We start from the raw sequence: 25,221 nt of genomic DNA, 5'->3' as shown, positions 1-25,221 counted from the left end.
GGATAACCATTATCCGCACGAAGCTCTGTGATTTGCTGGGCATTGAATATCCCATCCTGCAGGGGGGAATGGCCTGGGTTTCCACGGCCGAACTGGCGGCGGCCGTCAGCGAAGCCGGCGGGCTGGGAATCATCGGTTCCGGCCAGGCACCTCCGGACTGGGTGCGGGGGCAGGTGCGCCGGGCACGGGAATTAACGGCCAGGCCCTTTGGGGTGAATGTGATGCTCCGCTCCCCCTTTGTGGATGCGGTGATGCAGGTGCTTTTGGAAGAACGGGTGCCGGTAATCACCACCGGGGCGGGCAACCCCGGTAAATACCTGCCGGACCTGCAGGCTGCCGGCATAAGGGTGATTCCTGTGGTGTCTTCCGTGGCCCTGGCCAAAAGGCTGGTACGCAGCGGTGTGGACGCCCTGGTGGCCGAAGGTATGGAAAGCGGCGGCCATGTGGGGGAACTGGGCACCCTGCCCCTGGTGCCACAAATTGTGGATGCGGTGAATGTGCCGGTGATTGCCGCCGGGGGCATTTTTGACGGCCGGGGCCTGGCGGCGGCTTTGATGCTGGGGGCGGCCGGGGTGCAGATGGGCACCCGCTTCATGTGTGCTACCGAATGCACCATCCACCCGGCAGTCAAGGAAATGATTATCCGGGCCAAAGACCGGGATACGGTGGTCACCGGGCGGCCCACCGGTCACCCGGTGCGGGTGCTGCGCAACAAATTAAGCAGGCAGTTTGAAGAACTGGAGAGCCGTTGTGCTCCGGTGGAGGAACTGGAAAAGCTGGGCACCGGCAGGCTTAAGGCGGCCATGGTGGACGGGGATGTGGAATACGGCTCGGTAATGGCCGGCCAGGTGTCGGCCATGGTCAGGGAGATCCAGCCGGCCCGGGAAATAATCCGGGATGTGGTCCGGGGGGCGGCGGAACTTTTAAGCCGGGCCGGTCAATGGGTGGTGGCCCGGGAATGAAGCTGGCTTTTATCTTTCCCGGCCAGGGTTCCCAGTATGTGGGTATGGGCCGGGCCATGTATGATGCCTTCCCCGTTGCCCGCCGGGTTTTTGCGGAAGCCGATGGGGCGCTGGATTTTCCTTTGAGCAGCCTGTGTTTTGACGGTCCGGCGGAAGAACTGCAGCATACGGTGAATGCCCAGCCGGCCATCCTCACCGTCAGTGTGGCCTGCCTGCGGGTGCTGGAGGAACGGGGGGTGTTCCCGGCGGTGGCGGCCGGGCACAGCCTGGGGGAATACAGCGCCCTGGTGGCGGCCGGGTCCCTGGCCTTTACCGATGCCGTACGGCTGGTGCGCCAGCGGGGGCGATTCATGCAGGAGGCGGTGCCCCTGGGGAGCGGGGGCATGACGGCCGTGCTGGGTCTGGACGCCCCCGCGGTCCAGGAGATCTGCCGCCAGGCCTCTGCCGCCGGGGTGGTGGAGGCGGTCAACCTGAACTGCCCGGGACAGGTGGTCATAGCCGGGGGGACGGCAGCCCTGGAAAAGGCCGCCGCCCTGGCCAGGGAGAGGGGAGCCAGGCGCTGTGTTTCCCTGGCCGTCAGCGCCCCCTTCCATTCCAGCATGATGCGCCCGGCCGGGGAGAAACTGGCCGCCGCACTGGCGGCAGTGCCGGTGGCTGACCCCCGCTTTCCCGTGGTGGCCAATGTTACTGCGGATTACGTCACCCGGGGGGCTGATGTGCCCGGGCTTCTGGTGCGGCAGGTATACAGCCCGGTGCGCTGGGAAGAAAGCATGCGTCGCCTGATTGGCGATGGAGTGGATGCCTTCCTGGAAGTGGGGCCGGGTAATGTTTTAACCGGTCTTTTGCGTAAAATTGATCGCAGGACGCCCTGCTGGCCGGTCCAGGACCCCGATTCCCTGGAAAAAGCCCTTGCCAGCCTTAAGGAGGTTAGCTAAAATGTTACTTGACGGCAGGACGGCCATTGTTACCGGCGCCTCCCGGGGGATCGGCCGGAGCATAGCCCTGGCCCTGGCCCGGGAAGGGGCGGATGTGGTGGTTAATTATGCCGGCCGGGCGAAGGAAGCGGCGGAAGTGGTAACCGCTATCCGGGAAATGGGCCGCCGGGCAGTGGCCTGTCAGGCGGACGTTTCAGATCCCGCCGGGGCCGCCGGGCTGGTGGAGATGGCCCTGCAAGAATTCGGCCGGCTGGATATTCTGGTGAATAATGCGGGCATTACCCGGGATAATCTGGTCATGCGTTTAAATGATGAAGACTGGGACCGGGTGCTGGCCATAAATTTAAAGGGCGCCTTCAACACCATCCGGGCCGCCTCCCGGCCCATGATCAAGGCCCGTCGGGGGCGAATCATCAATATCAGTTCCGTGGTGGGTCTTACGGGCAATGCCGGTCAGGCCAATTACGCGGCCAGCAAGGCCGGGTTGATCGCTTTGACCAAATCGGTGGCCAGGGAACTGGGTTCCCGGAACATTACGGTTAATGCCGTGGCTCCCGGATTTATTGTTACCGATATGACCGGTGCGCTGCCCGAAGCTACCAGAGAGCAGATGCTGGCCCGGGTGGCCCTGGGGCGTTTCGGCCGGCCGGAAGAAGTGGCTGCCGCAGTGGTTTTCCTGGCCAGCGAGGCCGCGGGGTATATTACCGGGCAAACCATTGTGGTGGACGGCGGTATGGTCATGTAAAGGCAAAGGGCAAAATAGCGGAAGGAGGTGAAAGGTTTGTCTGTTTTTGAGAAGGTTAAGTCCATTATTGTGGAACAACTGGGAGTGGATGAGTCGGAAGTGACCATGGAAGCTTCCTTTATTGAAGACCTGGGCGCCGACTCCCTGGATATCGTGGAACTGGTGATGGCTTTGGAAGAAGAATTTGACCTGGTCATTCCCGATGAGGATGCGGAGAAGATCCGTACGGTGGGTGAAGCGGTTAAATATATCCAGGATCATCAATAGTCCATTTCAAGTCCCGCGTTACACCAGCGGGACTTTTTGAAATAGATGGTTTTTTGATGACTGTGCCTTATTTTAAAGGGGGTAATGGATTGCATAACAGGGTTGTGGTAACCGGTCTGGGGGTAATATCCCCGGTTGGTACCGGGGTGGAATCCTTCTGGTCCAACCTGACGGCGGGCAAGAGCGGGGTGGGGTTAATTACCCGGTTTGATGCCAGCGCCTACAGCACCCGTTTTGCCGCCGAGGTGAAGGACTTTGATCCCGCCCGGTATATAGACAAAAAAGAAGCCCGGCGCATGGACCGCTTTACCCAGTTTGCCCTGGCGGCGGCCGGCATGGCCCTGGAGGATGCCGGAATGGATTTGGAAGGGGTGGACCGGGACCGGGTGGGTGTGATCCTTGGTTCCGGGATCGGCGGTATTGAGACGCTGGAAGAGCAGCACCAGGTGTTATTAACCCGCGGGCCGGGGCGGGTAAGCCCCTTTTTCATTCCCATGATGATTGCCAACATGGGCGCGGGGCAGATTGCCATTGCCTACCGGTTGCGGGGGTGCAATTTGACCACCACCAGCGCCTGTGCTTCCAGCGCCCATGCGGTGGGGGACGCCTTCCGGCTGCTGCAGCGGGGAGAGGCGGATGTCATGATCACCGGCGGCAGTGAGGCGCCCATTACGCCCCTGGCCATAGCCGGCTTTTGTTCCATGAAGGCCCTGTCCGCCCGCAATGATGAGCCGGAAAGGGCCAGCCGGCCTTTTGATGCCGGGAGGGATGGTTTTGTCATTGGCGAAGGGGCGGCCATACTGATCCTGGAGACTCTGGAACATGCCCAAAAGAGGGGAGCGCGTATTTATGCCGAGGTGGCCGGTTACGGCACCAGTTGTGACGCCTATCACATAACTGCCCCGGATCCCGAAGGCGGCGGGGCGGCCCTGTCCATGCGTCTGGCCCTGCTGGATGCCGGCGTTGCTCCGGAATCAGTGGACTACATTAATGCCCACGGCACCTCCACCCCCCTGGGGGATAAACTGGAAACGGCGGCCATCAAACAGGTCTTCGGCGATCATGCAAAAAAGCTGGTGGTCAGCTCCACCAAATCCATGACCGGTCACCTGCTGGGGGCGGCCGGCGGGCTGGAGGCCGTGGCCAGTGTACTGGCCATTGACCGGGGAGTGATTCCTCCCACCATTAATTACGAAGAGCCCGATCCCGAATGTGATCTGGATTATGTTCCCAACCGATCCCGGGAATTCCCGGTGAAAACGGCATTGAGCAATTCCTTCGGTTTCGGCGGGCATAATGCCACCCTGCTGTTCCGTAAATTTCTTGGTTAAACCGGGTGAAAGGTATGAACGTCATAGAGGAAAGAATTAATGCTCTAAAGGAACGTCTGGGTCTGTCCTGGCGCAATGAGGAGCTATTGCGTCTGGCCCTGACCCACAGTTCCTATGGACATGAGAACAACCAGCGGCTGGAGTTCCTGGGAGATGCGGTGCTGGAACTGGTAATCAGCGATTATCTCTACCGCCATTATCCCACTTACAGTGAAGGGGAGTTGACCAGGCTGCGGGCGGCGGTGGTTTGCGAGCCCTCCCTGGCCCGGGTGGCCCGGGAATTGGAGTTGGGCCGGTGCCTGTTTATGGGCCGGGGCGAGGAGCGTTCCGGCGGGCGGGAACGCCCGTCCATCCTGGCCGACGCCTTTGAATCCCTCCTGGGAGCCATTTACCTGGACCAGGGGTTGCCGGCGGCCGCCGCAGTGGCCCTCAGTTACCTGAAAAATGTCGTGGAAGATGTTCTGGCCGGGCGTATGGAGCGGGATTATAAAACCGAATTGCAGGAACTGTTGCAGAAAGAAAGTGATGTTTCCATCGAGTATGCCATTTTACGGGAAGAGGGACCGGATCATAATAAGACTTTTACGGCGGCCGTATACTGCCGGGGCCGGGAAATGGGCCGGGGAAAGGGGCATTCCAAAAAGGAAGCGGAACAGCAAGCCGCCTGCCGTGCCCTGGTCGGTCTCGGTTACATCCAGCCCCGGGGAGAATAGTCGCCGGTCCCTGGATATGGCAGGAGGTTTGTCATGGGCTTTTTTGACCGTCTTAAAGAAAGTCTGACCAGGACCCGCCAGGGCCTGGTCAGTAAAATTGAACAGGTGGTTGCCGGGCGGCGGGCCATTGATGAGGGGCTTTATGAAGAGCTGGAGGAAGCCCTGATTGAAGCCGATGTGGGTGTGGACACGGCCCTGGAGTTAATGGAGGGTTTACGCCGGCGGGTTAAGGAACGGAAGGTTAAGGAGCCGGAGCAGTTAAAACCCCTTTTGCAGGAGCTGATCCAGGAAATTCTGGAAGACGGGGAAACGGCCCTGAACAGGGGGGGACCCCCCACGGTGGTCCTGGTGGTGGGGGTCAACGGGGTGGGCAAGACCACCACCATCGGCAAGCTGGCCCATTTCTACAAGTCCCGGGGGGAGCGGGTAATCCTGGCCGCTGCGGATACTTTCCGGGCGGCGGCCATCGACCAGTTGGAGATCTGGGGCCAGCGGGTGGGTGCGGACGTGATCAAGCACCGGGAAGGGGCCGACCCGGCCGCCGTGGCCTACGATGCCCTGCAGGCGGCCCGGGCGCGCAGAGCCGGTGTGGTGATCTGCGACACTGCCGGCCGGCTGCATACCAAAAGCAATCTCATGGAAGAGCTGAAAAAAATCGGCCGGGTGCTGGGCAAAGAACTGCCCGGGGCGCCCCATGAGGTGTTGCTGGTGCTGGATGCCACCACCGGACAGAATGCCGTCTCCCAGGCCCGCCTTTTTGGGGAAGCCACCGGTGTGACGGGCATCGTTCTCACCAAGCTGGACGGCACTGCCAAAGGCGGGGTGATCATCGGCATTCGCCGTACACTGGATATACCGGTGAAATTCATCGGTATCGGCGAAAGGGTGGAGGACCTGCGCCCCTTCAATCCGCAGGAATTTGTGGCGGCGCTGTTTGAGAAGTAAGGTAATTGTTCAGGTGTGTCAGGGGACGGTTCTTTGTCACGCTCAGTGTGTCACGTGTGTCAGGGGACGGTTCTTTGTCACGTGTGTCAGGGGACGGTTCTTTGCTGACACGTTACCCGCTCAGTGTGTCAGAGAACCGTCCCCCTGTCACAAGTGTGTCAGAGAACCGTCCCCCTGTCACACTGTCACATACGGGGGCGGATTTTTCGTTTCAACCGCTCCAGATGCGTTAGCAAGATGGTGCTGAATTTAAATACGTCGATGTTGGTGTTATAAATGAGCTGCCTGACCCCCGGTGCTGTAAGCAGCCTGACCAGGCGATCGTAGTCGGCGTTGGTCAGGCTGTTAAGCACCCGCCGGATAGCCAGGGCCCGGATGATCTGTTGGCGCAGGTCGCGGGTCAGGCCGGTGTAGGATTCACCCCGGGCCAGTGCCCGTGCCGCATAAATTCCGCTCCTGATGGCCGCCATTAAGCCAAAACCCAGGAAAGGTTCCAGAAACCCGCCGGCATTGCCGGCCAGCAGTACGTTGCCCGCCTGGGGAGGGTAACAGTACCCGGAAACATGCTGGAGAGAGAAGTTTTCCACCACCTGGTAATCAAACCCCTCCACCTCCCAGAAAAGGCGCCACTTTTTTTCTATTTCATCCGGGTAGCTGTCCGTTGTAATTAAAACCAGCGAAGCCCGGTGCCTGTTGAAAGGAGTGAGGTAGGCATAGTTGCTCCGGCAGTATTTGGTGTTCAGCCACATGGTCAGGGTATGGGGATCGAAGTGGCCCAGTACCGTGGCTCCCCGTACCCATGTGTTTAAAATATCCTGCCAGCAGCCCAGGGTACGGGGGACCTGCTGGGTACCGTCTGCCACCACCACATAATCATAATGGCGGGCCATTTCCCGCCAGTCGGCGTAGTGGTTGTAAAATACCGGGGTTCTCAATAAGTTGAAGAGCTGGCTTTCCATGGATCCTTCATCCTGCCCCCGCAGGAAGAGGTAGCCCAGCCGGCCGGTAATGCTGCCGGTGGTGTTGGGGGTATGCATGATAATTCTTTTCAACGGCGCCAGGGGCCGCAGGGGCAGTTTCAGCCGGCGGTATAAATAGGATATCTGATCTTTAATGGGCCGGTTCATCAACTGCAATATCCCGGCCACATGGGCAAAAACCTCCCCTGACCGGTTGCGCTGTTCAAAAATGGCCGGGGTTATCCCGTGGCGCTCCAGTTCCAGGGCACAGGCCAGGCCGGATACACCGGCACCGATGATGGCAATACGCAATGGTCTTCCCTCCGCGGTGGTAAACAAACTGGTAACCCTGTACCACTGTCCATGTGCTTTTGCTGCTCCTTACTCTTCTAGTGGTATCCCGGGTGAAAGGTCTGCCGGCAAAAACATGGGCGGAACCGCTTTACTGTACTCCACTGGTAAGTAGCGGTCCTTCGCAAATGCGTCTTCAGGGTTTAAGGGTTTTTACCGTGCACAGGAAGGGCCGCTTTTATGTGCCGCCGGATGGTTATTGTCCCCTTCCGGAACGCCGGGCCTTTTTGTCCGGAAGCTATCCCGGACCGCTTCAGGGGAAATCTACCATGCAGGACCCGGTGGGAAAGAGAGATAACGTCTAGTTCCGAATTATAAACCATCTGTTTTACTCCCGGCATGCCCATCAGTCCCACCAGCCGGTCCAGGCCTTTATTATCCAGCTTATCCAGGGACAGACGCAGTTCGTTCAATATATCTATGCGCCGGACCAGCTGCCGCACCAGACTCTCATAGTCCAGGTTGCAGGCAATGGCCCGGGCGGCCAGCACGCCGCTGATCATGCCGGGAAACAGCCCCAGGCCCAAAAGGCAACTGACAAAACCGCCGCTGTTACCCACCAGCAGGATATTGTTTTTCTGGCGGCAGATAACCCGGCCGGCGTGAAATTCCTGCTCAAAGGTTTCCACAATGGGATAATGCATTTTTTCCGATTCCAGGAAAAGTTCCCAGTGGTCGTCCATATCCTCCGGCCGGATGCCGCCCACGCACAAGTGCAGGGAGGCCCTTCCCCGATCAAAGGGGGCCAGATAGCCGAACCCATGGCCGGCATAACGGGTATCTCAGTAAAGATGGAATGTGCGGGGTTCAAACTGCCCCAGTATCGTGGCCCCTCTGATTATGAGGGGGGAGAGTTCCTGCCACAGGCCCAGCCGGCGGGCGGTTTTGCTGTCTCCCTCGGCCACCACCACGTAATCGAATTGTCCGGCCATTTCCAGCGGATCGGCCAAAACCTGAAAATTCACCGGGGTGGAAAGACGGGCGGCCAGCTGGTTTTCAATGGAAAGGGGCGACCGCCCCCGGTGAATGAGGTATCCCAGGAGACGTTTCCTGATGACCGACCGGCGGTTCGGGCCGTACATGATGATGGCATGCAGGGGTGCCGCGGGCATCAGAGAAAGGTGGCAGTGGCGGGCCAGGTAGGCCAGCTGGTCTTTGACCGGGCGCCAGGCCAGGTGTAAAAGCATATCGATCCGCTCCACTGGAAGGCCGATGCGATGGTAACGTTCAAAAATAACCGGTTTTATACCCAGCCGCTCCAGTTCCAGGGCACAGGCCAGGCCGCTGGGGCCGGCACCGATAATGGCCACACGCAATAAAAATTCACCTTCCATTTGGAAGATATCTTTAACGGCGCTGGTATACAGGCCGGTTAATGGTTGGAAAATACCGCTGAGCCGGGTGTTCAAGGATCCGCTTAGAGTTCTGAATTCGTAGTTTAGAGTTTGGATAAAGTGCAACTCGAAATCCGCAACTCGCAACTGGTTACTCATTACTCATATTGTTCGCCGGGGTCGGGGATATTATTACCGGACGTGAAAGAGACGGCCTGGATAAGGGCAAATGGGCCATCCCTTGAACCATGGCGGAGTGTGTTGCTTTTCCGGTAATGTCCGGTGAAATCACAGGGTACGCGTTTTCCACGCTTACTTTATAGCCATTCCGCTGGTACCGCAGGTTGCTTTATCCATGGCTGCGGCAGGCCACTGGGCATGATGAAGTGGAAGGTTCACCTGAACAGGGAACTGGTTTGCTGGAGGAAAGGAAATGCCCTGGGTAATTGCCTTTGTAATCAGCTGGCTGGTCTTTTTCCTCCTGGCTGACCTGCGGCGGCCCGCGCCGTTGCTGTTGGGAGGGCTGGGGGCGGTGGTGATTCAACTGCTCACCGACGTTCTGGGCCAGAACCTGCAACTATACCGGATTCTGCAACCTGTGTTGCCCCTGTGGGGTTCCTCGGCCTTTTTTACCTTTGGCCCGGTTATCACCATGGGGGCCCTTTTCGGCCAGTACCTTCCCCTTTCCCGCTGGCTGCAAGGTTTATATATACTGGCTTTTGCCTGTTTTTTTCTGCTGGAAGAGCACATGCTAATGCTGGCCGGTGCCCTGGAATACACTGCCCACTGGAGTCACCCGGCCAGTTTTGGCATGGATCTGCTGGTTTTCATTTGCCTGGCCTGGCTGGTGGAGAGCCAGAGGGTGGGGTGGCGGCACGGCGTGCGGGCTGGTAAATAAGAAAGATCGTTTCACCTGTAGTAACTGCCCGGCAAAACGCTGCCACCGGCAGAGTCCAGGTTGCACAAATTGTAAGTGTTCACTGAAGCCGGTGGTTAGTATAAAGGCACGGCGTTGTTCTTAAGCGATAAGACATTGCGAAGCGCCGGAGTGAGCGGGACAACGCCGTGCCTGCACCGGTTTGACTGAATACATACCACAAATTAAGCGACCCGGCACACTCTGATAACAGCACCTTTTGACCTGAGGGTAACCCGGCACTCACCTAACGGTGCATTGTTCTGCGGCATTTGTTCACTGTTGTTGGCCAATCCGGTCACATTGCCCGCCGTGATCCTGCCCGTTGGGCGTTTGTTCCCTGTCGTTTCTGACATGAAAAGGGATGATGGCATTGATCGATCTCTTTGTCTTTACTGTTTTTTCCATTGGCGTTGCTACAGCGGTGGCCCTGTGGCTGCTGGTAATCAAAAGGCTGCAACAATCGGGGTTTTAACGGTCGTAGCCCGGTTTTTTCCCCGGAAGAGGGGGAAAGGGGAGATTCAATGGCCTGGCTCATCTGGTTGGGTATTTCCCTTGTGCTGTCTTTCTTTCTGGCCGGCAGAAAGGGCTGGCTGCGGTTCTGGCCGGTGGGACTGGTTGCCCTGGCAGTGGTCTATATCCTGGACAGCACGCTGATCCGCCTGGGAGCCTTTGCTTATCACTACGGTCTGCCGGAACTGGGCGGATTGCCCCTGCTTTATTTCCTGTCCACCATACCCAATGGTGTGACCGTAGCCCGATTTTACCCGTCCCGGCACTGGCTGCGCCTGCCCTACGTGCTGGTGCTGGCGGCCGTACTTTTACTGGTGGAGTGGCTGATGAGCATCACCGGCAATTTCCGGCATCTCCGGTGGTCCCCGGGTCAGAGCCTGGGTCTCAACGTAGTGGGGCTGGTCCTGGTTTTCTGGCTGGGCGAATGGCTGGGAGTATTGAATGAGGATGGGAGGTAGGTGTTCGCATCCGGGTGGAACCCCTGTCAGGTCATGGATATAAGTATTTGTTTAATTATACTGATAAGCCATGGGGCTGGTGGGACGGGCTGGCGTTGTGAAAATAATCGAATGTTTGCTTGAGCCAGCCTATTATGGTGTCGCTCATGCAGTTTTCGCCCGTGCCTGAGAAAAAGGGGCATGTATAGTCTTGTATTGCCTGTTGCACAATAATTTGGAAATGGGGGAACGGGAGGGATACCGGTGTCGGGCGGAAACGGCAATCTGGTTGAAAAAGGGCGGATATCCTCCCGCCAGCTGGCTATGCTCCTCTTTACCATGGTCATTACCACCGCCGATATCTACCCGCCGGCCCTGGTGGCCGGGGTGGCCGGACGGGACGCCTGGCTCTCCGTGTTCATGGCATTTGTCTACAGCCTGGCCGTCTGGCTGGTGGCTGTTGCCCTGGCTTCCCGTTTTCACGGCCAGTCCCTCATTCACTACAGCCGGCGCATAGCCGGTCCATGGCTGGGCGGTTTCCTGGGGTTGTTATTTATCCTTTTTTTCTTTTTTATGGGCTTCAGTTTGCTCCGGATGTTATCGGACATAATGGCTACCGCCTTTATGCCCTATACGCCCCTGGTGGTTTTTGCCGTCAGTGCAATCCTGCCGGCCTGTTATGCCGTATTTTGCGGTCTGGAGGTCATTGCCCGGGTAAATGAGATCCTCTTACCCCTGGGTGTGGGGAGCCTTCTTTTTGTTGGTTTCGGTGTCCTGCCCGATGTGGATTTCGCCTATTTTCTTCCTGTACTGGAAAACGGTCTGGGCCCGGTTAACTGGGGGGCCATTCTTATATTTAATTTTCTGGGCGAGATAATGGTGGTGCTGCTGCTTTACCCCCATGTAACCGACCCGCAGCGGGTGGGCATGCATGGTTTGATGGCCCTTACGGGTTTGGGAGCGGCTTTACAAATCGGGGTACTGGCCATCGGTCTTTTCACGCCGGCGATTACCGCCACCATGACCTATCCGGCCCTGGAAATGGTCCGGCTGATCACCCTGGGCACAATGGTTACTCATCTGGATGTGGTGATGATGATGGTCTGGGTGGGGGGTATTTTTATAAAACTGGCCCTGGTATATTATGCAACTGTTCTGGGGCTGGCCCAGTGGTTGGCCCTCTCGGACTACCGCCCCCTGGTGGCGCCGGTTGGTGTGTTGATGGTTGTTTACTCCCTGCTGGGCTATCACACCCTGGCCGATTATCTCCAGATGCTTTTAAAGGTTTTCCCCGGCTATGCCGTGGTGCATGAGCTTTTATTACCCCTGGGACTGCTGATCACGACCGTGGTCAGGGGATTGCCTGGAGGAGATAAAATATCTTAACTCATTTTGGAAACATATATTTTGGAAACAAACGCCGGCATTACATCCGGAAACGGGGCCGTCTTTCCAGTCCGGGCAGGATTTTGGTGATGGGGAAAGGGTTTGATTCCATGTGCAAAAGTTCGGTGCGCAGGAAAAGAACGTGCCGGGCTTCTTCATCCCTCAGCCGCATGAAAAGGTGCCGCACCTCCGGGTTGACCATCATGAGCATCTGGTCGTTATAGAAGGCCTGGCTATACATTTTATCATACAGGGCGTCCCGGAGTATATCCATCTTGTTCATTGTTTCCACCTCAACGAATGTTGAGATTTTTCATTTCCGTCTTTAAGAGGGCTATATGGCGGCGGCTGGTTACGGCGAAGCCGCCGAACAATTCCTTTAGTTTTTTGTCCCGGGCGTTCCGGGCCAGAAAGGCATATTTGGTCTGCCTGTGCTCTTCCATATCCAGGGCCATTTTTAAAGCATTGTTAACGATTTCTTTTTCCGTCAACAGGGCCATGGGGATCACCTCAAAACTATTTTTTATCCTCACCGGCCGATTATACATTTCCCTATCCCTCCGGCCCAATATTTTGCTGCCGCCGACAGGAAAGAAGAAGGGAAGGGAGAATAGTAGGATGGGTTGCAAAGAATGCTGGTACAGGGAAACCTGAAGTTTGGGCCGGTGGTAAATGTTCTTTTCGGGGGGGATAATTTTTGGCTGTGCGGGTAGCCATTATTGGAGGGACGGGGGTTTATGATCCCAGCATTTTAAGTCACATCCGGGAGGAAGTGCTGGAAACGCCCTTTGGTCGCTCCCGGGTGAAAACCGGTACCTACCAGGGAGTGGAAGTGGCCTTTATGGCCAGGCACGGAGAGGATCACTCGGTACCTCCCCACCTGGTTAATTACCGGGCCAATATCTGGGGGCTGCGTCTTATAGGGGTTAAGAGCATTCTGGCCACTGCTGCCGTGGGTTCACTCAACCCGGAAATGAAACCCAAACAGTTCGTTTTTGTGGATCAGTTCCTGGATTTTACCAAAACCAGATCCCAAACCTTTATGGAAAAGGGGGTGGTGCACCTGGATATGACTGATCCCTATTGCCCGGAACTGCGTTTAATCCTGTCCCGGGCGGCCGGGGATCTGGGGTTGGAGTATCATGCCAGGGGCAACTATGTATGTACCGAGGGGCCGCGTTTTGAGACCCCGGCGGAAATCCGCATGTTCCGTCAGCTGGGGGGGGACCTGGTGGGAATGACCAGCGTGCCGGAAGTGGTCCTGGCCCGGGAGGCGGGGATGTGCTATGCCACCATCGCCATGGTAACCAACTTTGCCGCCGGTATTTCGCCTACCCGTTTGTCCCACCAGGAAGTGGTGGATGTAATGGCCGAAAATGCGGCCAACCTGCGCCGGCTGGTTATGCGGGCCATTGAATTGCTGGATCCGGACCGGTCCTGCCTTTGCCATGAATCGCCCCTGGACCCCTCCGCAGTGAAGTAAGGATTATTTGATCATCTTGCTCGTTATCCGGCGTCTGAAACGGGATGGACAGTTGGAGGGAAGCAGTTCCGGGAATACTTTGTGTATTGACCGGCCTATTGCCTGGGGACCCGGGTGGGATAGTCTTATTAAAAAAATTTCTCATGGGGGTTGAGCCGGACTTTGGATACCATGCGCTGGGAAAACGGAAGGTTGATCCTGCTGGATCAGACCAAACTGCCCGGAATGGTGGAGTACATCGACTGTAGGGATTGTGAAACGATAGTTGAAGCCATCCGCCACCTGCGGGTGCGCGGTGCCCCGGCCATCGGGGCGGCCGCCGCCTATGGTCTGGTGCTGGGAGTGCAGGGGACCGGTGCCGGCAATCGGGAAGAAATGTTGTCCGCCGCCCGGGAGGTGGCCCGCAACCTGGCCGCCACCAGGCCCACGGCCGTGAACCTGACCTGGGCTTTGAACCGCCTGCTGGCCCGCCTGGAAGCGTCTACGGAAACAAAGCGGGAAGCGCTGCTGGACCTTTTACTGCAGGAAGCCCACGCCATCTACCGGGAAGATGTGGAAGGAAACAGGCGCATCGGGCGGTTTGGTCAGGAACTGGTTCCTCACGGGGCCAGGATTCTCACCCATTGCAATGCCGGCGCCCTGGCCACTGCCGGTTACGGCACGGCCCTGGGGGTAATCCGAGCGGCCCATGAAGCGGGGAAAAATGTGAGCGTTTATGCCGATGAAACCCGGCCCCTTTTGCAGGGGGCCCGGCTGACCGCCTGGGAGATGGTCCAGGAAAACATACCGGTAACCCTGATTACCGATAACATGTCCGCCTATCTCATGGCCCGGGGCATGGTGGACCTGGTGATTGTGGGTGCCGACCGTATAGCCGCCAATGGCGATGTGGCCAATAAAATCGGTACCTACGGCCTGGCCGTACTGGCCAGGGAACACGGTCTGCCCTTTTATGTGGCCGCTCCTTTGTCCACCGTGGACATGGCCCTGGCCAGCGGCCGGGATATTCCCATAGAGGAGCGGCGGCCGGAGGAAGTAACCCATCTGGCCGGTGTACCGGTGGCTCCGGCCGGGGTGCGGGTTTGGAACCCGGCCTTTGATGTAACACCGGCCAGGCTGGTGACGGCCATCATCACCGACCGGGGAGTGGCCTGGCCGCCCTACGAAGAAAGCCTGTCCCGGCTGTTCCGGCAGCGGTAGGGGAATAGTCCTTCCCTTTTCAAACATAGCCCGGGAGACATGGTGACGGGAGGCGACCGCGGGCCGGTCAGTTTTACGAACTTATTCTGGTTAACGGGTCATACGGAAGGTTAAAAGGCCCCCTGGCCTGCCATATAAAAAATAATAACAATCTGTATAAACAAGGAGAGGGAAAATGGAAAACTGCATTGTGCGGGATATTAACCTGGCGCCGGCAGGCAGGTTGAAAATCGATTGGGTGCGTGCGCATATGCCGGTGCTGAACACCATCCGGGCCCTATTTGAAAAAGAGCAGCCCTTTGCCGGTGTGCGGGTGGCCATGAGCATTCACCTGGAGGCCAAAACGGCCTACCTGGCCGAAGTTTTGCGTGCCGGGGGGGCACAGGTGGCCATCTCCGGTTCCAATCCCCTTTCCACCCAGGATGATGTGGCGGCGGCCCTGGCGGCCGCCGGTATCCATGTCTATGCCTGGCACGGCGCTACTGCCGAGGAGTACACGGAGCACCTGATCCGGGTGCTGGAAACCCGCCCCCGGGTGGTTATCGATGACGGCGGGGATCTGGTGCATCTCTTGCATACCCGTTGCCGGGATCTGGCCGGGGAAGTGGCCGGGGGTTGCGAGGAAACCACCACGGGGGTGCTGCGCTTAAGGGCCATGGAACGGGAAGGGAAGCTCCTGTTTCCCATGATTGCCGTCAATGACGCCCATTGCAAGTTTCTTTTTGACAACCGTTATGGTACCGGTGAATCGGTATGGGCGGGGATTATGCGCACCACCAATTTGCTGGTGGCCGGTAAAACGGTGGTGGTGCTGGGTTACGGCTGGTGCGGCAAGGGGGTGGCCATGCGCGCCCGGGGACTGGGGGCTAAGGTGGTGGTCTGCGAGGTGGACCCCATCCGGGCGGTGGAAGCTCACATGGATGGATACCAGGTTATGAAAAGCGACCAGGCTGCTTATATTGGAGATATATTTATTACCGTCACCGGATGCCGGGATATTTTAAGATCACACCATTTCCGGCGTATGAAGGACGGGGCCGTTCTGGCCAATGCCGGGCATTTTGATGTGGAGATTAACAAGCCCGATCTGGTTGGGGTGTCCGTATCCCGCCGGCCGGTGCGACAGAATATCGAGGAATTTACCCTGCCCGATGGCAGGCGCATTTATCTGCTGGGGGAAGGACGCCTGGTAAATCTGGCCGCCGGGGATGGCCATCCGGCCGAAATCATGGATATGTCCTTTGCTTTGCAGGCATTGTCCGCCCGTTATGTCTGGGAAAACAAAGGTAAGCTGGCGCCCCGGGTGTACCTGGTGCCGGAGAAACTGGACCGGCGGGTGGCGGAGTTGAAGCTTTCTTCCCTGGGTATCGAAATTGACCGGCTGACGCCGGAGCAGGAATGTTACATACACGACTGGCAGGCGCAGTTAGCAACCATGAAAATCGATTAAACAATTTCAATCTGCCCGGTACTCAATGAAACATGTTTTATAATTAGAACTTCAGCAAAGGTAGCTGGAGTTGACTGAAATCCACTTTATATCCTTGAGATGGGCTACCTGGCCGGGTAACCGGCGATCATTTTTCTTGAGGGGGTTTTAGGTGCCATGTCGGTGGCAACGGAAAAGTACAAAGAGCAGGTATATAAAATGGGCCTGCGTATGGGCACCAGCGGTCTGGTGACCGGTACCTGGGGAAATATTTCCGCCCGGGTACCCAGGGAAAATCTGGTGGTGATCAGCCCCAGCGGTATTCCCTATGCCACCCTGCAGCCCCGGGATATGGTGGTTCTGGACATGGAAGGCCGGGTGGTGGAAGGGGAACGCAAACCCTCTACGGAATACCGGCTGCACCTGGGCATTTATAACGCCCGTCCCGATGTTCAAGCCATAATGCATACCCACAGTGTCTTTGCCAGCGCTCTGGCCGTTGCCCGCAAACCCATCCCTCCCATTCTGGAAGACCTGGCCCAGATGGTGGGCAACGGCGTGGCTGTGGCCAGATATGCCCGGGCCGGTACGGAGGAACTGGCCCGGGCGGCGGTGGAAGCCCTGGAAAACCGGGGTGCGGTGCTACTGGCCAACCACGGGGTGGTGGGGGTGGGGCGCAATCTGGAGGAGGCTTTTATGGTTTGCCAGGTGGTGGAAAAATCGGCCAAAGTATATGTCTGGGCCGACCTGGTGGGCCAGCCGGCCGTATTGCCTTTGGAGGAAGTGGAAGTTTTACGGGACTGCTACCTGAACAGCTACAGTCAGGTGTGTATGCGTAATTGTCCCGGAGTCTTTCCCAGGCCGGGAAACAGCCATTGAGTAAAAATGTTCGGATGGGGGAATTGGCGTGATGATTTTCATTCGCGGGGCTGCCGTGCTGACCATGGAGAGTCCCGGGGTCCTGTATGAAAATGGGGAAATATTAATCGAAGGGCAATATATCACCCACGTGGGGCCGGCGGGAAGCGCTTCCCCGCCCAATGACATAGACCGGATTATTGATGCCCGGGGCATGCTGGCCCTGCCCGGTCTGGTGAACTGTCACACCCATGGGGCCATGACCCTGTTGCGCAGCTATGCCGACGACCTGCCCCTGCAGAGGTGGCTGGAGGAGAAAATCTGGCCGGTGGAAGAACGGCTGGATCCGGAGGACATTTATTGGGGCACCATGCTCTGCTGTCTGGAGATGATCCGTTCGGGAACCACCTCCTTTGCCGATATGTATTTTCACATGGATCAGGCGGCCAGGGCGGTGGAAAAGGCGGGCTTAAGGGCCAGCCTGTCCCGGGGAATGATCGGCCTTTCCACCGGGGCCGGTGATGCTCTGGAGGAAAGCCGCCATTTTATCGGCGAATGGCATGGTGCAGCTGACGGGCGCATTACCACCATGCTGGGTCCCCATGCGCCTTATACCTGCCCCCCGGATTTCCTGAGAAAGGTCATGGACATGGCCGCCGAAGTGCAGGTGGGTATCCACATTCACCTGGCCGAAACGGGGAAGGAAGTGGAAGACATCCGGCGGCAATACGGTAAAAGGCCGGTGGCTCTGATGGACGAACTGGGTCTTTTTGCTTTTCCCGTCCTGGCCGCCCACTGCGTCCACCTGGATGAGGAAGAAATAAACATCCTGGCGGAAAAGAAAGTGGGGGTGGCCCATAATCCGGAGAGCAACATGAAGCTGGCCAGCGGCATTGCGCCGGTGACCCGGTTGCTGGAGGCCGGTGTGCTGGTGGGCCTGGGTACCGACGGGCCGGCCAGCAACAATAATCTGGATATGATGGAAGAAATGCGCTCGGCTGCGTTGTTGCAAAAAGTGGCGACCATGGACCCCGTGGCCCTGCCCGCCTTTACCGCCCTGTCCATGGCCACGGTGAACGGCGCCCGGGTGCTGGGATTGCATGACGTGGGCCTGCTCAAGCCCGGTTATAAAGCGGACATCATTTTAATCAACCTGCACCGGCCCCATCTCTATCCCCGGCACGACCTGGTGGCCCATCTGGTCTATGCCGCCCAGTCCGCCGATGTGGAAACGGTGATCGTCGACGGGCGGGTGGTCATGGAAAAACGGCAGGTGCTCACCGTGGACGAAGAGGAGGTTTACCGTCAGGTAAGCAGGAGGGCGGAAAGGCTGGCCGGTAGAAAATAGGGACGCCTTCGAAAATATGTGATTCTGTTACGTTTTTAATGACGTTTTTCGTTGGCGTCCTCGGGCGCCGAGCCGGCAACCTCAGAGTTCGCTGGGTACTGTTACCGGCGCTTCGTCCGGCACTCACTGGCGTATAAGATCTTCGTAGCACTATGGTATCAGTATGAAACCCAGCATCAGAAGTAGAGTAATTTTTGGTGAGTGCCGGATCGTTCGCTCTGGACAGCGCCGTGCCTTTGCATTAACCACCGGTTTCAGTGAACAGTTATGTGGAAGGTGACTTTATGGCGGTAGTAAAGCTTACCCGGGGTCAGCCCCACCGGGTCTTACACGGGCACCCCTGGGTTTATGGCACCGAGGTGTCGGATATCCACGGCCATTTCAACCCCGGCGACGTGGTGGAGGTGGTGGATCACCGGGGCCGTTTTGTCGGCCGGGGTTATATCAATCCGGCCTCCCAGATCCTGGTGCGCTTGTTAACCCGGGAACAAGGGGAAAAAATAGACCGGGCCTTTTTCCACCGGCGTTTGACCGCCGCCCTGGATTACCGGCGGCGGGTGGTGCGGGACACCAATGCCTGCCGCCTGGTGTATGCCGAAGCGGATTTTTTGCCGGCGCTCATTGTGGACCGCTTCGGTGATTATCTTTCGGTACAGACCCTGGCCCTGGGTATGGATGTGCACAAACAGACTCTGGTGGACCTTCTGGATGAGCTGGTGGAACCGGCCGGCATCTATGAACGCAATGACGTACCGGTACGGGAACTGGAGGGCCTGCCTTTAAAAACCGGCTTTTTAAAGGGGCATTTTAATCCGGTGGTGGAAATAGAAGAGAACGGGCTCAAGTTTCTGGTGGACCTGGCCGGAGGGCAGAAAACCGGCTATTTCCTGGATCAGCGGGAAAACCGCCTGGCCCTGCAGGGGCTGGCGGAGGGCGCCCGGGTGCTGGATTGCTTCTGCCACACCGGCACCTTTTCGGTATATGCGGCACGCTTCGGGGCCAGGAAGGTGCTGGGCATTGACGTGTCGGCGGACGCCCTGGAAATGGCCGGGGAAAACGCGGCCCGGAACGGATTTCGGTCCGTCTGCACCTTCCGGGAGGGCAACGTCTTTGATGAATTAAGGGCCATGGACCGGGCCGGGGAACGCTTTGATTTGATTATCCTGGATCCCCCGGCCTTCACCAAATCCAGAGAAGCCCTGGAAGGCGCCGCCCGGGGCTACAAGGAAATCAACCTGCGGGCCATGAAGCTTTTGCCTCCGGGGGGCTTTCTGGTTACCTGCTCCTGCTCCTACCATATGACGGAAGATTTCTTTCTTCAGGTGTTACTGGACGCCGCCCGGGATGTGGGCCGGCAGCTGCGATTGGTGGAACTGCGCCGTCAGGCCAGGGACCACCCCATGCTTCTGGCCTCGCCGGAAACGTACTACCTGAAATGCGTGGTGCTCCAGGTGTGGTGAAGCCTTGAAAATCAAGGCTTCCGGGGTTTTGGTATGAACTGGAAGTCCAGAACGGTCCAGGAGAGACCGGCCACGGTCGGGCCAAAACAGGGACAGGTTGGCCCAAAAACCGGCCCGGTTGCACAAAAAAACAGGGCGGTCGGAAGGGACGGCCCCACCGGGAAACCCGCTGGCCGTGGAATGGAACGGCTGGCGGGGGTTTTGTTTTTTAGGGCAGGGACGACTTGACGTCAAAGCGGGCCGTATGACCTTGCATGGCCGTCCCGGAAAAATTCCGTGATGGTATACGTTAGCAGGAACGGAGAACGGTGGTATACGCGGGGGCCGGAAGATCCCCAACCCGGACCCGGCGGAAAAGGTGCCCTGCCTGAGTGCTGGGTTTTTTATTTTTTGAACTGACCCACCTTCCTGGCAGCCACTGCCTTCACGCCCCGCCGGAAAGCCGGGGTGTCCAATACTGTTCAATTACCTTCCGACCGCCTTCCGCAACACCATCCGGATGTAAGTTGTATGCCCGACACCCAACTTACTGGCTGCCCGCTTGATGGCGGCTAAATCTTCTTTCGGCAAGCGGATTGAGACATGAACAAGCTCAGGTTTCTTGAATTCAACGTCAGCGTCTTCCCACTCCAACTCCTGGGTGTCGGTACGGTCGAAGAATTCAGTTAACCTATCCATGTCAGTTAAGTCCGGCAAATCAACGATTTTTTTCATGGTAATATCTCCTTTCGGCATGAGTCATATTTCGGGCCGTGACAAGGTAGGCACGACCCCGGCCTTTGTAAATGAATATGACCGTCAGGTATCGCCCTGCCTCTGTCCGACCCAGAAGGCGGTAAACCTTCTCTTGTGAAGCGGAATTGGCAGCTTTTAACCGCTGGATAATGTGGTGAGGATCGTCAAAAGCCGCCTGCCAGACCTTCTCCGGCGTTACAGAGTGTTTAACCGCAATATGATTAGCACGGTCGGGCGGGATAATAAAGCGAGTTATCTTTTTCAATGTTTTTCACCTTGGCAAGCAAGTTGGTGCTTATATTATACCACAATGTGCTACAAAAACATTAACTATTTGGGGGTGTTTTGTTTTGTTTCAAGCGTTCACTCGTTTTCTTCGTGACGACCGCGGCGCCGCCGTCCCTACCGCGCTCCTACCGCTTCTCCGTACTCAATCTTCCGGCCAATCTCCATATGTGGACGGGCAGTAGGTGACGCTGGGCATTGGTCAGTTGAAACTGGAAACGGATTATGTGCTGACGGTAAAGGCGAACGCTGTGAAGGATGCCGCCAGCGGTATCCCCGGTCCGGCGCAGGACGTGGTGGTGAAATTCAGGATCGTGCCGGAGCTGAAGGTGGTAGAAATCACGCCCGCTCCCGGCTCCACGGTAGACGCCTACCAGCCAGCGAGGGTCAGGTTTGACCGCCCGGTGAAGCTGGACGGCACCCCGATGGGGTATTACGGTTACGGGCTTACGGGCGGGTGGGTGCCCGACCCCAACGACCCCTGCATGGTGGTGCTTAAGATGAACCGCAGTATCGGGGGCGAACCTTTCTACCCACCGCTCAGAAACCGGACTGTATGTGGCCCGCCGAGAGCGTGGGAGGGGTTAGGCTCGGGGTGCTCTACGACCCCGTGGACGGGGCGCTTTACGCGGTGGAAATGGATAAAGCCGACAGCAAGAACATAGTTAGACATGAATGGGTGCTTTTCAAGGGAGGGATAATGCAATATTGTTAAATAACATAATCAATCCGGGGGAAGGGGGAAATGGGCGAGACCAAAGGCGTGCTGTCTATGTTGTTGGATGACGAGAATGGCCTTCGGAGGGCAATCCCGTTGACAGAAATAACTATTTATGGTATCGTGTCTATGAATGTGATAATATTCACTTGAAAGGAGTGGGAGTATGCCCGATACCAAGAAGGTGGGCGAACTGATGGTCCCTTTGTCCGAGTACCCGGCGGTTTATGAAACGGATACCCTGAAAGAGGCCATAAAGGTGTTGAAGGAGTACCGTTCGGCCGGTCATTCCCACCGTTCCCTGCTGGTTTTCAGCAAAACGAAAAAGGTGCAGGGCGAGGAAATGCTGGTGGGAATCCTTACCACCCGCGATATCCTTAACGCTATTAAGCAAAATAAAATGATTTACGACAACAGCGAACTCTTTACCATGTCATGGGCCATATTTTACCACCGGGGATCCCTGGAGAAACTGACGATTATCAAGGTGGGGCAGGCCATACGGCCGCTGGTCGATGCCTATGTACAGGTGGACGATACCGTAACGAAGGCCATTGAACTGATGATGACCAAAAACGTCAACATCCTGCCGGTTTTTGAAGGGAAAAAAGCGGTCGGAATAATCAGGGCCATAGACCTGCTGGATTATATGGCGGAAATGCTGGCTTAACAAGTCATTTCGGTTATGTTGGTTTGATCTCCTTTGAGCCACGCATTGCGGGTGCTGAAATGTAAGAAGTCATTTTTAGCGAAAGGGCAATTCTCTTAATGTTTTTTCAATTAGCCCGGTAAGCATTCCCGGCCGTCCTCCACCAATGGGACGGCCGTTTATGCTGATCAGGGGCATGACGACCATGAGGGAGTTGGTGAGAAAACATTCGCCGGCATCTGTCAGCTCGGCAGGACAGACCGGTCGCTCCTGCACCTCGATGCCCAGCCGGCGGCAGGTTTCCAGCACCACCCGGCGCATGATGCCCGGGAGCAGCCCCTGATCGATTGAAGGGGTAACCACCCGTTTATCTTTGATTATAAAGATATTGCTCAATGTTCCTTCGGCCACGAAACCAGCAGTGTTCAAAAAGAGCGCTTCATTCCAGCCCTTCTCCCGGGCTTCCCTTCTGGCCAGCAGATTTTCCAGGTGGTTCAAAGTTTTTAATCTTACCAGGGGCGAATATTCATTGCGCTTTAAGGACGACCACCCCGCCCGGAACCCCTGCCGGTAGTCCCGGGGGCCATAGGGGAGGGGACGGGTGGAGATGATCAGGTTGCCTGGCACCTCCCCTGGAGCAGTCCCTGCTGACAATGTTAAACGCAGGGCGCCGTCTACGGTGCCATTTTCTGCGATGGTCTGCTCCACCAGCCGGGGAAGTTCGTTTAAAGGCAGGGGTGGGGTTATTCCCAGGACAGCGCTGCCATCTTTCAGCCTGTTCAGGTGTTCCGCCAGTAAAACAGGCCGTTTTTGCCGCACCAGGATGGTTTCAAAAAGACCGTAGCCATATAGAAAACCCTGGTCCAGGACGGATACCCGGGCATGATCCGCGGGTAAAAAGCGGCCGTTTAAACATATCACTGCACCCATTGCCTCACCTTCCAAGTGTGTCAGGGGACGGTTCTTTGACACATTTTACAGAGGACAATTTTTTGATGTACCTTAATTTTTTATATGCCATGGTGGCGTCCCCTCTCAAATCTGTGTGTCAGGGAACCGTCCCCTGTCACACCGTCCCCTGTCACACCTGTCACACTGTCCAGCCCTTGCACCAGCGCCCGGGCCTTGTCCAGGGTCTCCATGTACTCCATACAGGGGTCCGAATCAATGGTGATACCGCCGCCTGCCTGGAAATAGATATGCCCGTCCTTGAATATCAGTGTGCGGATCACAATGTTTAAATCGGCGTTGCCGTTAAAACCAATATATCCAATGGAGCCGGTGTAAATGCCCCGGCGTACCGGCTCCAGTTCCTCAATGATTTCCATGGCCCGGATTTTGGGTGCTCCGCTGATGGAACCGCCGGGAAAGGCGGCGGCCAGCAGGTCCACCACGTCCTTATCCGGCGCCAGTTCCCCCACCACAGTGGAAACCAGGTGGAAAACGGTGGCGTATTCCTCCAGCCGGTACAGCTGCGGTACCTGTACCGATCCCGTCCGGCAGACCCGCCCCAGGTCGTTGCGCTCCATATCCACAATCATTACCAGTTCCGCCCGGTCCTTTTCACTATGCCACAATTCTTCCCTGAAGCGGGCGTCACTGGCCGGATCTTTCCCCCGGGGCCGGGTGCCCTTGATGGGCCGGGTTTCCACCCGCCTTCCGGTTACTTTCAGAAACCTTTCCATGGAACAGCATACCACCTGAAAGGGGCCAAAGTTCAGGTAAGCGGCCATGGGGGCCGGATTTATGGCCCGCAGTTGCCGGTACAGGGGCCAGGGCTCCACCAGCCGGGGCAGGGAAAAGCGCTGGGACAGGTTTATGACGTAGATGTCCCCGGCGGCAATGTAGTCTTTGGCCCGTTGTACCGCCCGGCAGTAGCCGTCTTCATCAAAGTGGGCGTGGAGAAAAGGGGTTTGGCTCCCCGCACCCCCCCGCCTTTCGGTGGGCAATCCGCTACCCCGGGATGCGGCCCGGTCGTTGACCGGTGAAAGCGACAGCTGAATTGCCTCCCTGGGTGCCGCCACTGGCAGGCCGCCGGCGTTGTGGCCCTTGCTTTCAGTGGTACCGGTCAGAAAGCCGGTGGTTCCGGCCGGGGGAGTGGCTGTTTTAAAGGCCGGTTTTTGTTCACCGGTGCAAAGGTAATGATCTTCTGCCTGCGGTTCCGGCTTTCCTGCCAGTATGGTATGCATCTCTTCCAGCCGTTCCCGTGCCCTTCGCCCGGCTGCCGCCGGGTCGGTTTCCGGAAAACCGGTGGATACCACCCACACCTCACCCGTTACCCGGTCCACCACCGTGACCACGTCGTAAAATCCCAGGCAGAGGTCGGGGGTTTGCAGGTCATCGGTTGCCAGAGAGGGTAGTTTCTCCAGCACCCGCCCCAGATCGTAGCTGAAATAGCCCACCGCACCACCGCAGAAGGGAAGATGGCAGTTTTCCGGGTGCAGCCGGTACCGGGCCAGCACTTTTTTTAATTTATCAAGGGGGTGGCCGCAATCCAGGGTAATTTTTCCTTCCCGTTCCAGCCACAGGCGTTCTCCCCGGGAGTATAATACCAGAAAAGGATTGGCTCCCATCAGCGAATACCGGCCCAGTCCCGGCATAATCAACCCGCTGTCCAGCAAAAAGCTGTAAGGCCGGGCGGCCAGCCTCTCAAAAAGGGCCGGCACGTTTGCCGGTAAAGATATTTTTTCCATCAAAGGTAGACGCAGTGTCATAATTATCCCGTTCCTTTATGTACCCGGTTATTCACTTATTAACCGCCCATGATAAGTGTTATCACAACCCACGGATGAAAATCCCAAATGGGGTCTGAAAGTGCCGCTGGCAGGGGTGTAGGTGTCCCCTTGGGACAGGAAATTTGCCAGCAGTTTTTTCCCCACCCCGGTGAGGATGGATTCCGGGTGAAACTGCACTCCTTCCACCCGGTAATACCGGTGCCTTAAACCCATGATTTCCCCCTGTCCGGTTTGGGCGGTAACTACCAGGCAGTCCGGCAGGGTTTCCCTTTCCACCAGCAGGGAGTGGTAACGGGCGGCGGGGAAGGGGTTGGGCAGGCTACGATAAATTCCCCTGCCGTCGTGATGTACCAGAGAAGTCTTGCCGTGCATGGGCCGGCGGGACCGGACCACCCGGCCGCCAAAGGCCTGGCCGATGGCCTGATGCCCCAGGCAGACACCCAGGATGGGGATGCGCCCGGCAAAGTATTTGATTGCGGCCAGGGAAATACCCGCATCACTGGGGGTGCAGGGGCCGGGGGAAATGA

Annotated in this window: 28 protein-coding genes; 18 read left to right on the top strand and 10 right to left on the bottom strand. The window is 57.4% G+C overall.

Annotated features, from left to right (window positions below):
* Positions 1 to 68 precede the first annotated feature (68 nt).
* The 7 genes from fabK (at position 69) to ftsY (ending at position 5,898) form a co-directional block, all read left to right on the top strand.
* Positions 69 to 962, top strand: a complete 894-nt coding sequence (gene fabK, locus GFC01_RS05670; protein WP_243137283.1) for an enoyl-[acyl-carrier-protein] reductase FabK — start codon at positions 69 to 71, stop codon at positions 960 to 962.
* A complete protein-coding gene (fabD, locus tag GFC01_RS05665; protein ID WP_152945672.1) occupies positions 959 to 1,897 on the top strand; it encodes an ACP S-malonyltransferase in 939 nt (312 codons plus the stop codon). The genes fabK and fabD overlap by 4 nt, the downstream gene beginning before the upstream one ends.
* A gap of 1 nt (position 1,898) precedes the next feature.
* On the top strand, positions 1,899 to 2,642 hold the full coding sequence (gene fabG, locus GFC01_RS05660) for a 3-oxoacyl-[acyl-carrier-protein] reductase (protein WP_152945671.1): 744 nt from the start codon (positions 1,899 to 1,901) through the stop codon (positions 2,640 to 2,642).
* Between the two features lie 36 nt (positions 2,643 to 2,678).
* On the top strand, positions 2,679 to 2,909 hold the full coding sequence (gene acpP / locus GFC01_RS05655; protein ID WP_152945670.1) for an acyl carrier protein: 231 nt from the start codon (positions 2,679 to 2,681) through the stop codon (positions 2,907 to 2,909).
* An 89-nt stretch (positions 2,910 to 2,998) separates the two neighbouring features.
* Positions 2,999 to 4,240 (top strand): beta-ketoacyl-ACP synthase II, encoded by a 1,242-nt coding sequence (gene fabF, locus GFC01_RS05650; RefSeq protein WP_152945669.1) that lies wholly within the window; start codon positions 2,999 to 3,001, stop codon positions 4,238 to 4,240.
* A 14-nt stretch (positions 4,241 to 4,254) separates the two neighbouring features.
* Positions 4,255 to 4,953 carry a ribonuclease III gene (gene rnc / locus GFC01_RS05645; RefSeq protein WP_152945668.1) on the top strand — a complete coding sequence of 233 codons (699 nt, stop codon included), beginning with the start codon at positions 4,255 to 4,257 and terminating at the stop codon, positions 4,951 to 4,953.
* A gap of 33 nt (positions 4,954 to 4,986) precedes the next feature.
* Positions 4,987 to 5,898, top strand: a complete 912-nt coding sequence (ftsY, locus tag GFC01_RS05640) for a signal recognition particle-docking protein FtsY (protein ID WP_152945667.1) — start codon at positions 4,987 to 4,989, stop codon at positions 5,896 to 5,898.
* Between the two features lie 185 nt (positions 5,899 to 6,083).
* Here ftsY and GFC01_RS05635 read toward each other — a convergent pair whose 3' ends face one another.
* The 3 genes from GFC01_RS05635 to GFC01_RS19700 all read right to left on the bottom strand — a co-directional run bounded on the left by GFC01_RS05635 (position 6,084) and on the right by GFC01_RS19700 (position 8,518).
* Positions 6,084 to 7,169 carry an NAD(P)/FAD-dependent oxidoreductase gene (locus GFC01_RS05635; protein WP_152945666.1) on the bottom strand — a complete coding sequence of 362 codons (1,086 nt, stop codon included), beginning with the start codon at positions 7,167 to 7,169 and terminating at the stop codon, positions 6,084 to 6,086.
* 182 nt (positions 7,170 to 7,351) lie between these two features.
* Complete coding sequence (locus GFC01_RS05630) at positions 7,352 to 7,921, bottom strand: NAD(P)/FAD-dependent oxidoreductase (protein WP_152945665.1); 570 nt, start codon at positions 7,919 to 7,921, stop codon at positions 7,352 to 7,354.
* A gap of 69 nt (positions 7,922 to 7,990) precedes the next feature.
* The gene (locus GFC01_RS19700; protein WP_341473783.1) at positions 7,991 to 8,518 is read right to left on the bottom strand and encodes an NAD(P)-binding protein; all 528 of its coding nucleotides are present in this window, start codon (positions 8,516 to 8,518) and stop codon (positions 7,991 to 7,993) included.
* A 457-nt stretch (positions 8,519 to 8,975) separates the two neighbouring features.
* Here GFC01_RS19700 and GFC01_RS05620 point away from each other — a divergent pair, with 457 nt between their 5' ends.
* The 3 genes from GFC01_RS05620 (at position 8,976) to GFC01_RS05610 (ending at position 11,794) form a co-directional block, all read left to right on the top strand.
* The gene (locus GFC01_RS05620; protein ID WP_152945663.1) at positions 8,976 to 9,440 is read left to right on the top strand and encodes a hypothetical protein; all 465 of its coding nucleotides are present in this window, start codon (positions 8,976 to 8,978) and stop codon (positions 9,438 to 9,440) included.
* 542 nt (positions 9,441 to 9,982) lie between these two features.
* On the top strand, positions 9,983 to 10,429 hold the full coding sequence (locus tag GFC01_RS05615; RefSeq protein ID WP_152945662.1) for a hypothetical protein: 447 nt from the start codon (positions 9,983 to 9,985) through the stop codon (positions 10,427 to 10,429).
* Positions 10,430 to 10,672: 243 nt separating this feature from the next.
* Positions 10,673 to 11,794, top strand: coding sequence for an endospore germination permease (locus GFC01_RS05610; RefSeq protein WP_152945661.1), 1,122 nt, complete (start codon positions 10,673 to 10,675; stop codon positions 11,792 to 11,794).
* Positions 11,795 to 11,834: 40 nt separating this feature from the next.
* Here GFC01_RS05610 and GFC01_RS05605 read toward each other — a convergent pair whose 3' ends face one another.
* Together GFC01_RS05605 and GFC01_RS05600 are read right to left on the bottom strand one after the other, a co-directional pair.
* Positions 11,835 to 12,077, bottom strand: a complete 243-nt coding sequence (locus GFC01_RS05605) for a hypothetical protein (RefSeq protein ID WP_152945660.1) — start codon at positions 12,075 to 12,077, stop codon at positions 11,835 to 11,837.
* 10 nt (positions 12,078 to 12,087) lie between these two features.
* Complete coding sequence (locus tag GFC01_RS05600) at positions 12,088 to 12,342, bottom strand: ferritin family protein (protein ID WP_152945659.1); 255 nt, start codon at positions 12,340 to 12,342, stop codon at positions 12,088 to 12,090.
* A 149-nt stretch (positions 12,343 to 12,491) separates the two neighbouring features.
* Between GFC01_RS05600 and mtnP the strand changes: the two genes are divergently transcribed.
* From mtnP to GFC01_RS05570, 6 genes are all read left to right on the top strand, one after another.
* Complete coding sequence (gene mtnP / locus GFC01_RS05595) at positions 12,492 to 13,277, top strand: S-methyl-5'-thioadenosine phosphorylase (protein WP_152945658.1); 786 nt, start codon at positions 12,492 to 12,494, stop codon at positions 13,275 to 13,277.
* 162 nt (positions 13,278 to 13,439) lie between these two features.
* Entirely contained in the window at positions 13,440 to 14,477 is a 1,038-nt protein-coding gene (mtnA, locus tag GFC01_RS05590) for an S-methyl-5-thioribose-1-phosphate isomerase (RefSeq protein WP_152945711.1), read from the top strand.
* Positions 14,478 to 14,652: 175 nt separating this feature from the next.
* Positions 14,653 to 15,927, top strand: coding sequence for an adenosylhomocysteinase (locus GFC01_RS05585; RefSeq protein ID WP_152945657.1), 1,275 nt, complete (start codon positions 14,653 to 14,655; stop codon positions 15,925 to 15,927).
* 156 nt (positions 15,928 to 16,083) lie between these two features.
* Positions 16,084 to 16,785 (top strand): class II aldolase/adducin family protein, encoded by a 702-nt coding sequence (locus GFC01_RS05580; RefSeq protein WP_152945656.1) that lies wholly within the window; start codon positions 16,084 to 16,086, stop codon positions 16,783 to 16,785.
* A 31-nt stretch (positions 16,786 to 16,816) separates the two neighbouring features.
* Entirely contained in the window at positions 16,817 to 18,112 is a 1,296-nt protein-coding gene (locus GFC01_RS05575) for an amidohydrolase (RefSeq protein WP_152945655.1), read from the top strand.
* A 284-nt stretch (positions 18,113 to 18,396) separates the two neighbouring features.
* Positions 18,397 to 19,572: a class I SAM-dependent rRNA methyltransferase gene (locus tag GFC01_RS05570; RefSeq protein ID WP_152945654.1), complete on the top strand. Its 1,176-nt coding sequence runs from the start codon at positions 18,397 to 18,399 to the stop codon at positions 19,570 to 19,572.
* A 465-nt stretch (positions 19,573 to 20,037) separates the two neighbouring features.
* Here GFC01_RS05570 and GFC01_RS05565 read toward each other — a convergent pair whose 3' ends face one another.
* Both GFC01_RS05565 and GFC01_RS05560 read right to left on the bottom strand, forming a co-directional pair.
* Positions 20,038 to 20,286 carry a CopG family antitoxin gene (locus GFC01_RS05565; protein ID WP_013822719.1) on the bottom strand — a complete coding sequence of 83 codons (249 nt, stop codon included), beginning with the start codon at positions 20,284 to 20,286 and terminating at the stop codon, positions 20,038 to 20,040.
* Positions 20,270 to 20,572, bottom strand: a complete 303-nt coding sequence (locus GFC01_RS05560) for a BrnT family toxin (protein WP_152945652.1) — start codon at positions 20,570 to 20,572, stop codon at positions 20,270 to 20,272. Before GFC01_RS05560 ends, GFC01_RS05565 begins: the two co-directional genes overlap by 17 nt.
* 205 nt (positions 20,573 to 20,777) lie before the next feature.
* Between GFC01_RS05560 and GFC01_RS05555 the strand changes: the two genes are divergently transcribed.
* Both GFC01_RS05555 and GFC01_RS05550 read left to right on the top strand, forming a co-directional pair.
* A complete protein-coding gene (locus tag GFC01_RS05555) occupies positions 20,778 to 21,257 on the top strand; it encodes a hypothetical protein (RefSeq protein ID WP_152945651.1) in 480 nt (159 codons plus the stop codon).
* Positions 21,258 to 21,476: 219 nt separating this feature from the next.
* Positions 21,477 to 21,980 (top strand): CBS domain-containing protein, encoded by a 504-nt coding sequence (locus tag GFC01_RS05550; RefSeq protein ID WP_152945650.1) that lies wholly within the window; start codon positions 21,477 to 21,479, stop codon positions 21,978 to 21,980.
* A gap of 75 nt (positions 21,981 to 22,055) precedes the next feature.
* Here the strand turns inward: GFC01_RS05550 and GFC01_RS05545 are convergent, their stop codons facing one another.
* The 3 genes from GFC01_RS05545 to GFC01_RS05530 all read right to left on the bottom strand — a co-directional run.
* The gene (locus GFC01_RS05545) at positions 22,056 to 22,889 is read right to left on the bottom strand and encodes an aminotransferase class IV (RefSeq protein WP_152945649.1); all 834 of its coding nucleotides are present in this window, start codon (positions 22,887 to 22,889) and stop codon (positions 22,056 to 22,058) included.
* Positions 22,890 to 22,969: 80 nt separating this feature from the next.
* The gene (gene pabB, locus GFC01_RS19310) at positions 22,970 to 24,673 is read right to left on the bottom strand and encodes an aminodeoxychorismate synthase component I (RefSeq protein ID WP_243137277.1); all 1,704 of its coding nucleotides are present in this window, start codon (positions 24,671 to 24,673) and stop codon (positions 22,970 to 22,972) included.
* 27 nt (positions 24,674 to 24,700) lie between these two features.
* Positions 24,701 to 25,221, bottom strand: a 521-nt coding sequence (locus GFC01_RS05530) for an anthranilate synthase component II (RefSeq protein ID WP_152945648.1), incomplete at its 5' end; no start/stop codon positions are given.

Source organism: Desulfofundulus thermobenzoicus, from assembly GCF_009428905.1.
Lineage (GTDB): Bacteria > Bacillota > Desulfotomaculia > Desulfotomaculales > Desulfovirgulaceae > Desulfofundulus_A > Desulfofundulus_A thermobenzoicus.
Note: the sequence above shows the minus strand (reverse complement) of the source record. Positions and strands in the feature narration are given on the sequence as shown.

Coding starts and splice junctions, on each gene's coding strand:
- GFC01_RS05550 (WP_152945650.1), top strand. CDS start 21,477: ATGCCCGATACCAAGAAGGTGGGCGAACTGATGGTCCCTTTGTCCGAG.
- GFC01_RS05585 (WP_152945657.1), top strand. CDS start 14,653: ATGGAAAACTGCATTGTGCGGGATATTAACCTGGCGCCGGCAGGCAGG.
- rnc (WP_152945668.1), top strand. CDS start 4,255: ATGAACGTCATAGAGGAAAGAATTAATGCTCTAAAGGAACGTCTGGGT.
- GFC01_RS05605 (WP_152945660.1), bottom strand. CDS start 12,077: ATGAACAAGATGGATATACTCCGGGACGCCCTGTATGATAAAATGTAT.
- GFC01_RS05620 (WP_152945663.1), top strand. CDS start 8,976: ATGCCCTGGGTAATTGCCTTTGTAATCAGCTGGCTGGTCTTTTTCCTC.
- GFC01_RS05600 (WP_152945659.1), bottom strand. CDS start 12,342: ATGTATAATCGGCCGGTGAGGATAAAAAATAGTTTTGAGGTGATCCCC.
- fabD (WP_152945672.1), top strand. CDS start 959: ATGAAGCTGGCTTTTATCTTTCCCGGCCAGGGTTCCCAGTATGTGGGT.
- GFC01_RS05565 (WP_013822719.1), bottom strand. CDS start 20,286: ATGAAAAAAATCGTTGATTTGCCGGACTTAACTGACATGGATAGGTTA.
- fabK (WP_243137283.1), top strand. CDS start 69: ATGGCCTGGGTTTCCACGGCCGAACTGGCGGCGGCCGTCAGCGAAGCC.
- ftsY (WP_152945667.1), top strand. CDS start 4,987: ATGGGCTTTTTTGACCGTCTTAAAGAAAGTCTGACCAGGACCCGCCAG.
- fabG (WP_152945671.1), top strand. CDS start 1,899: ATGTTACTTGACGGCAGGACGGCCATTGTTACCGGCGCCTCCCGGGGG.
- GFC01_RS05615 (WP_152945662.1), top strand. CDS start 9,983: ATGGCCTGGCTCATCTGGTTGGGTATTTCCCTTGTGCTGTCTTTCTTT.
- pabB (WP_243137277.1), bottom strand. CDS start 24,673: ATGACACTGCGTCTACCTTTGATGGAAAAAATATCTTTACCGGCAAAC.
- GFC01_RS05580 (WP_152945656.1), top strand. CDS start 16,084: ATGTCGGTGGCAACGGAAAAGTACAAAGAGCAGGTATATAAAATGGGC.
- GFC01_RS05575 (WP_152945655.1), top strand. CDS start 16,817: ATGATTTTCATTCGCGGGGCTGCCGTGCTGACCATGGAGAGTCCCGGG.
- GFC01_RS05570 (WP_152945654.1), top strand. CDS start 18,397: ATGGCGGTAGTAAAGCTTACCCGGGGTCAGCCCCACCGGGTCTTACAC.
- GFC01_RS05545 (WP_152945649.1), bottom strand. CDS start 22,889: ATGGGTGCAGTGATATGTTTAAACGGCCGCTTTTTACCCGCGGATCAT.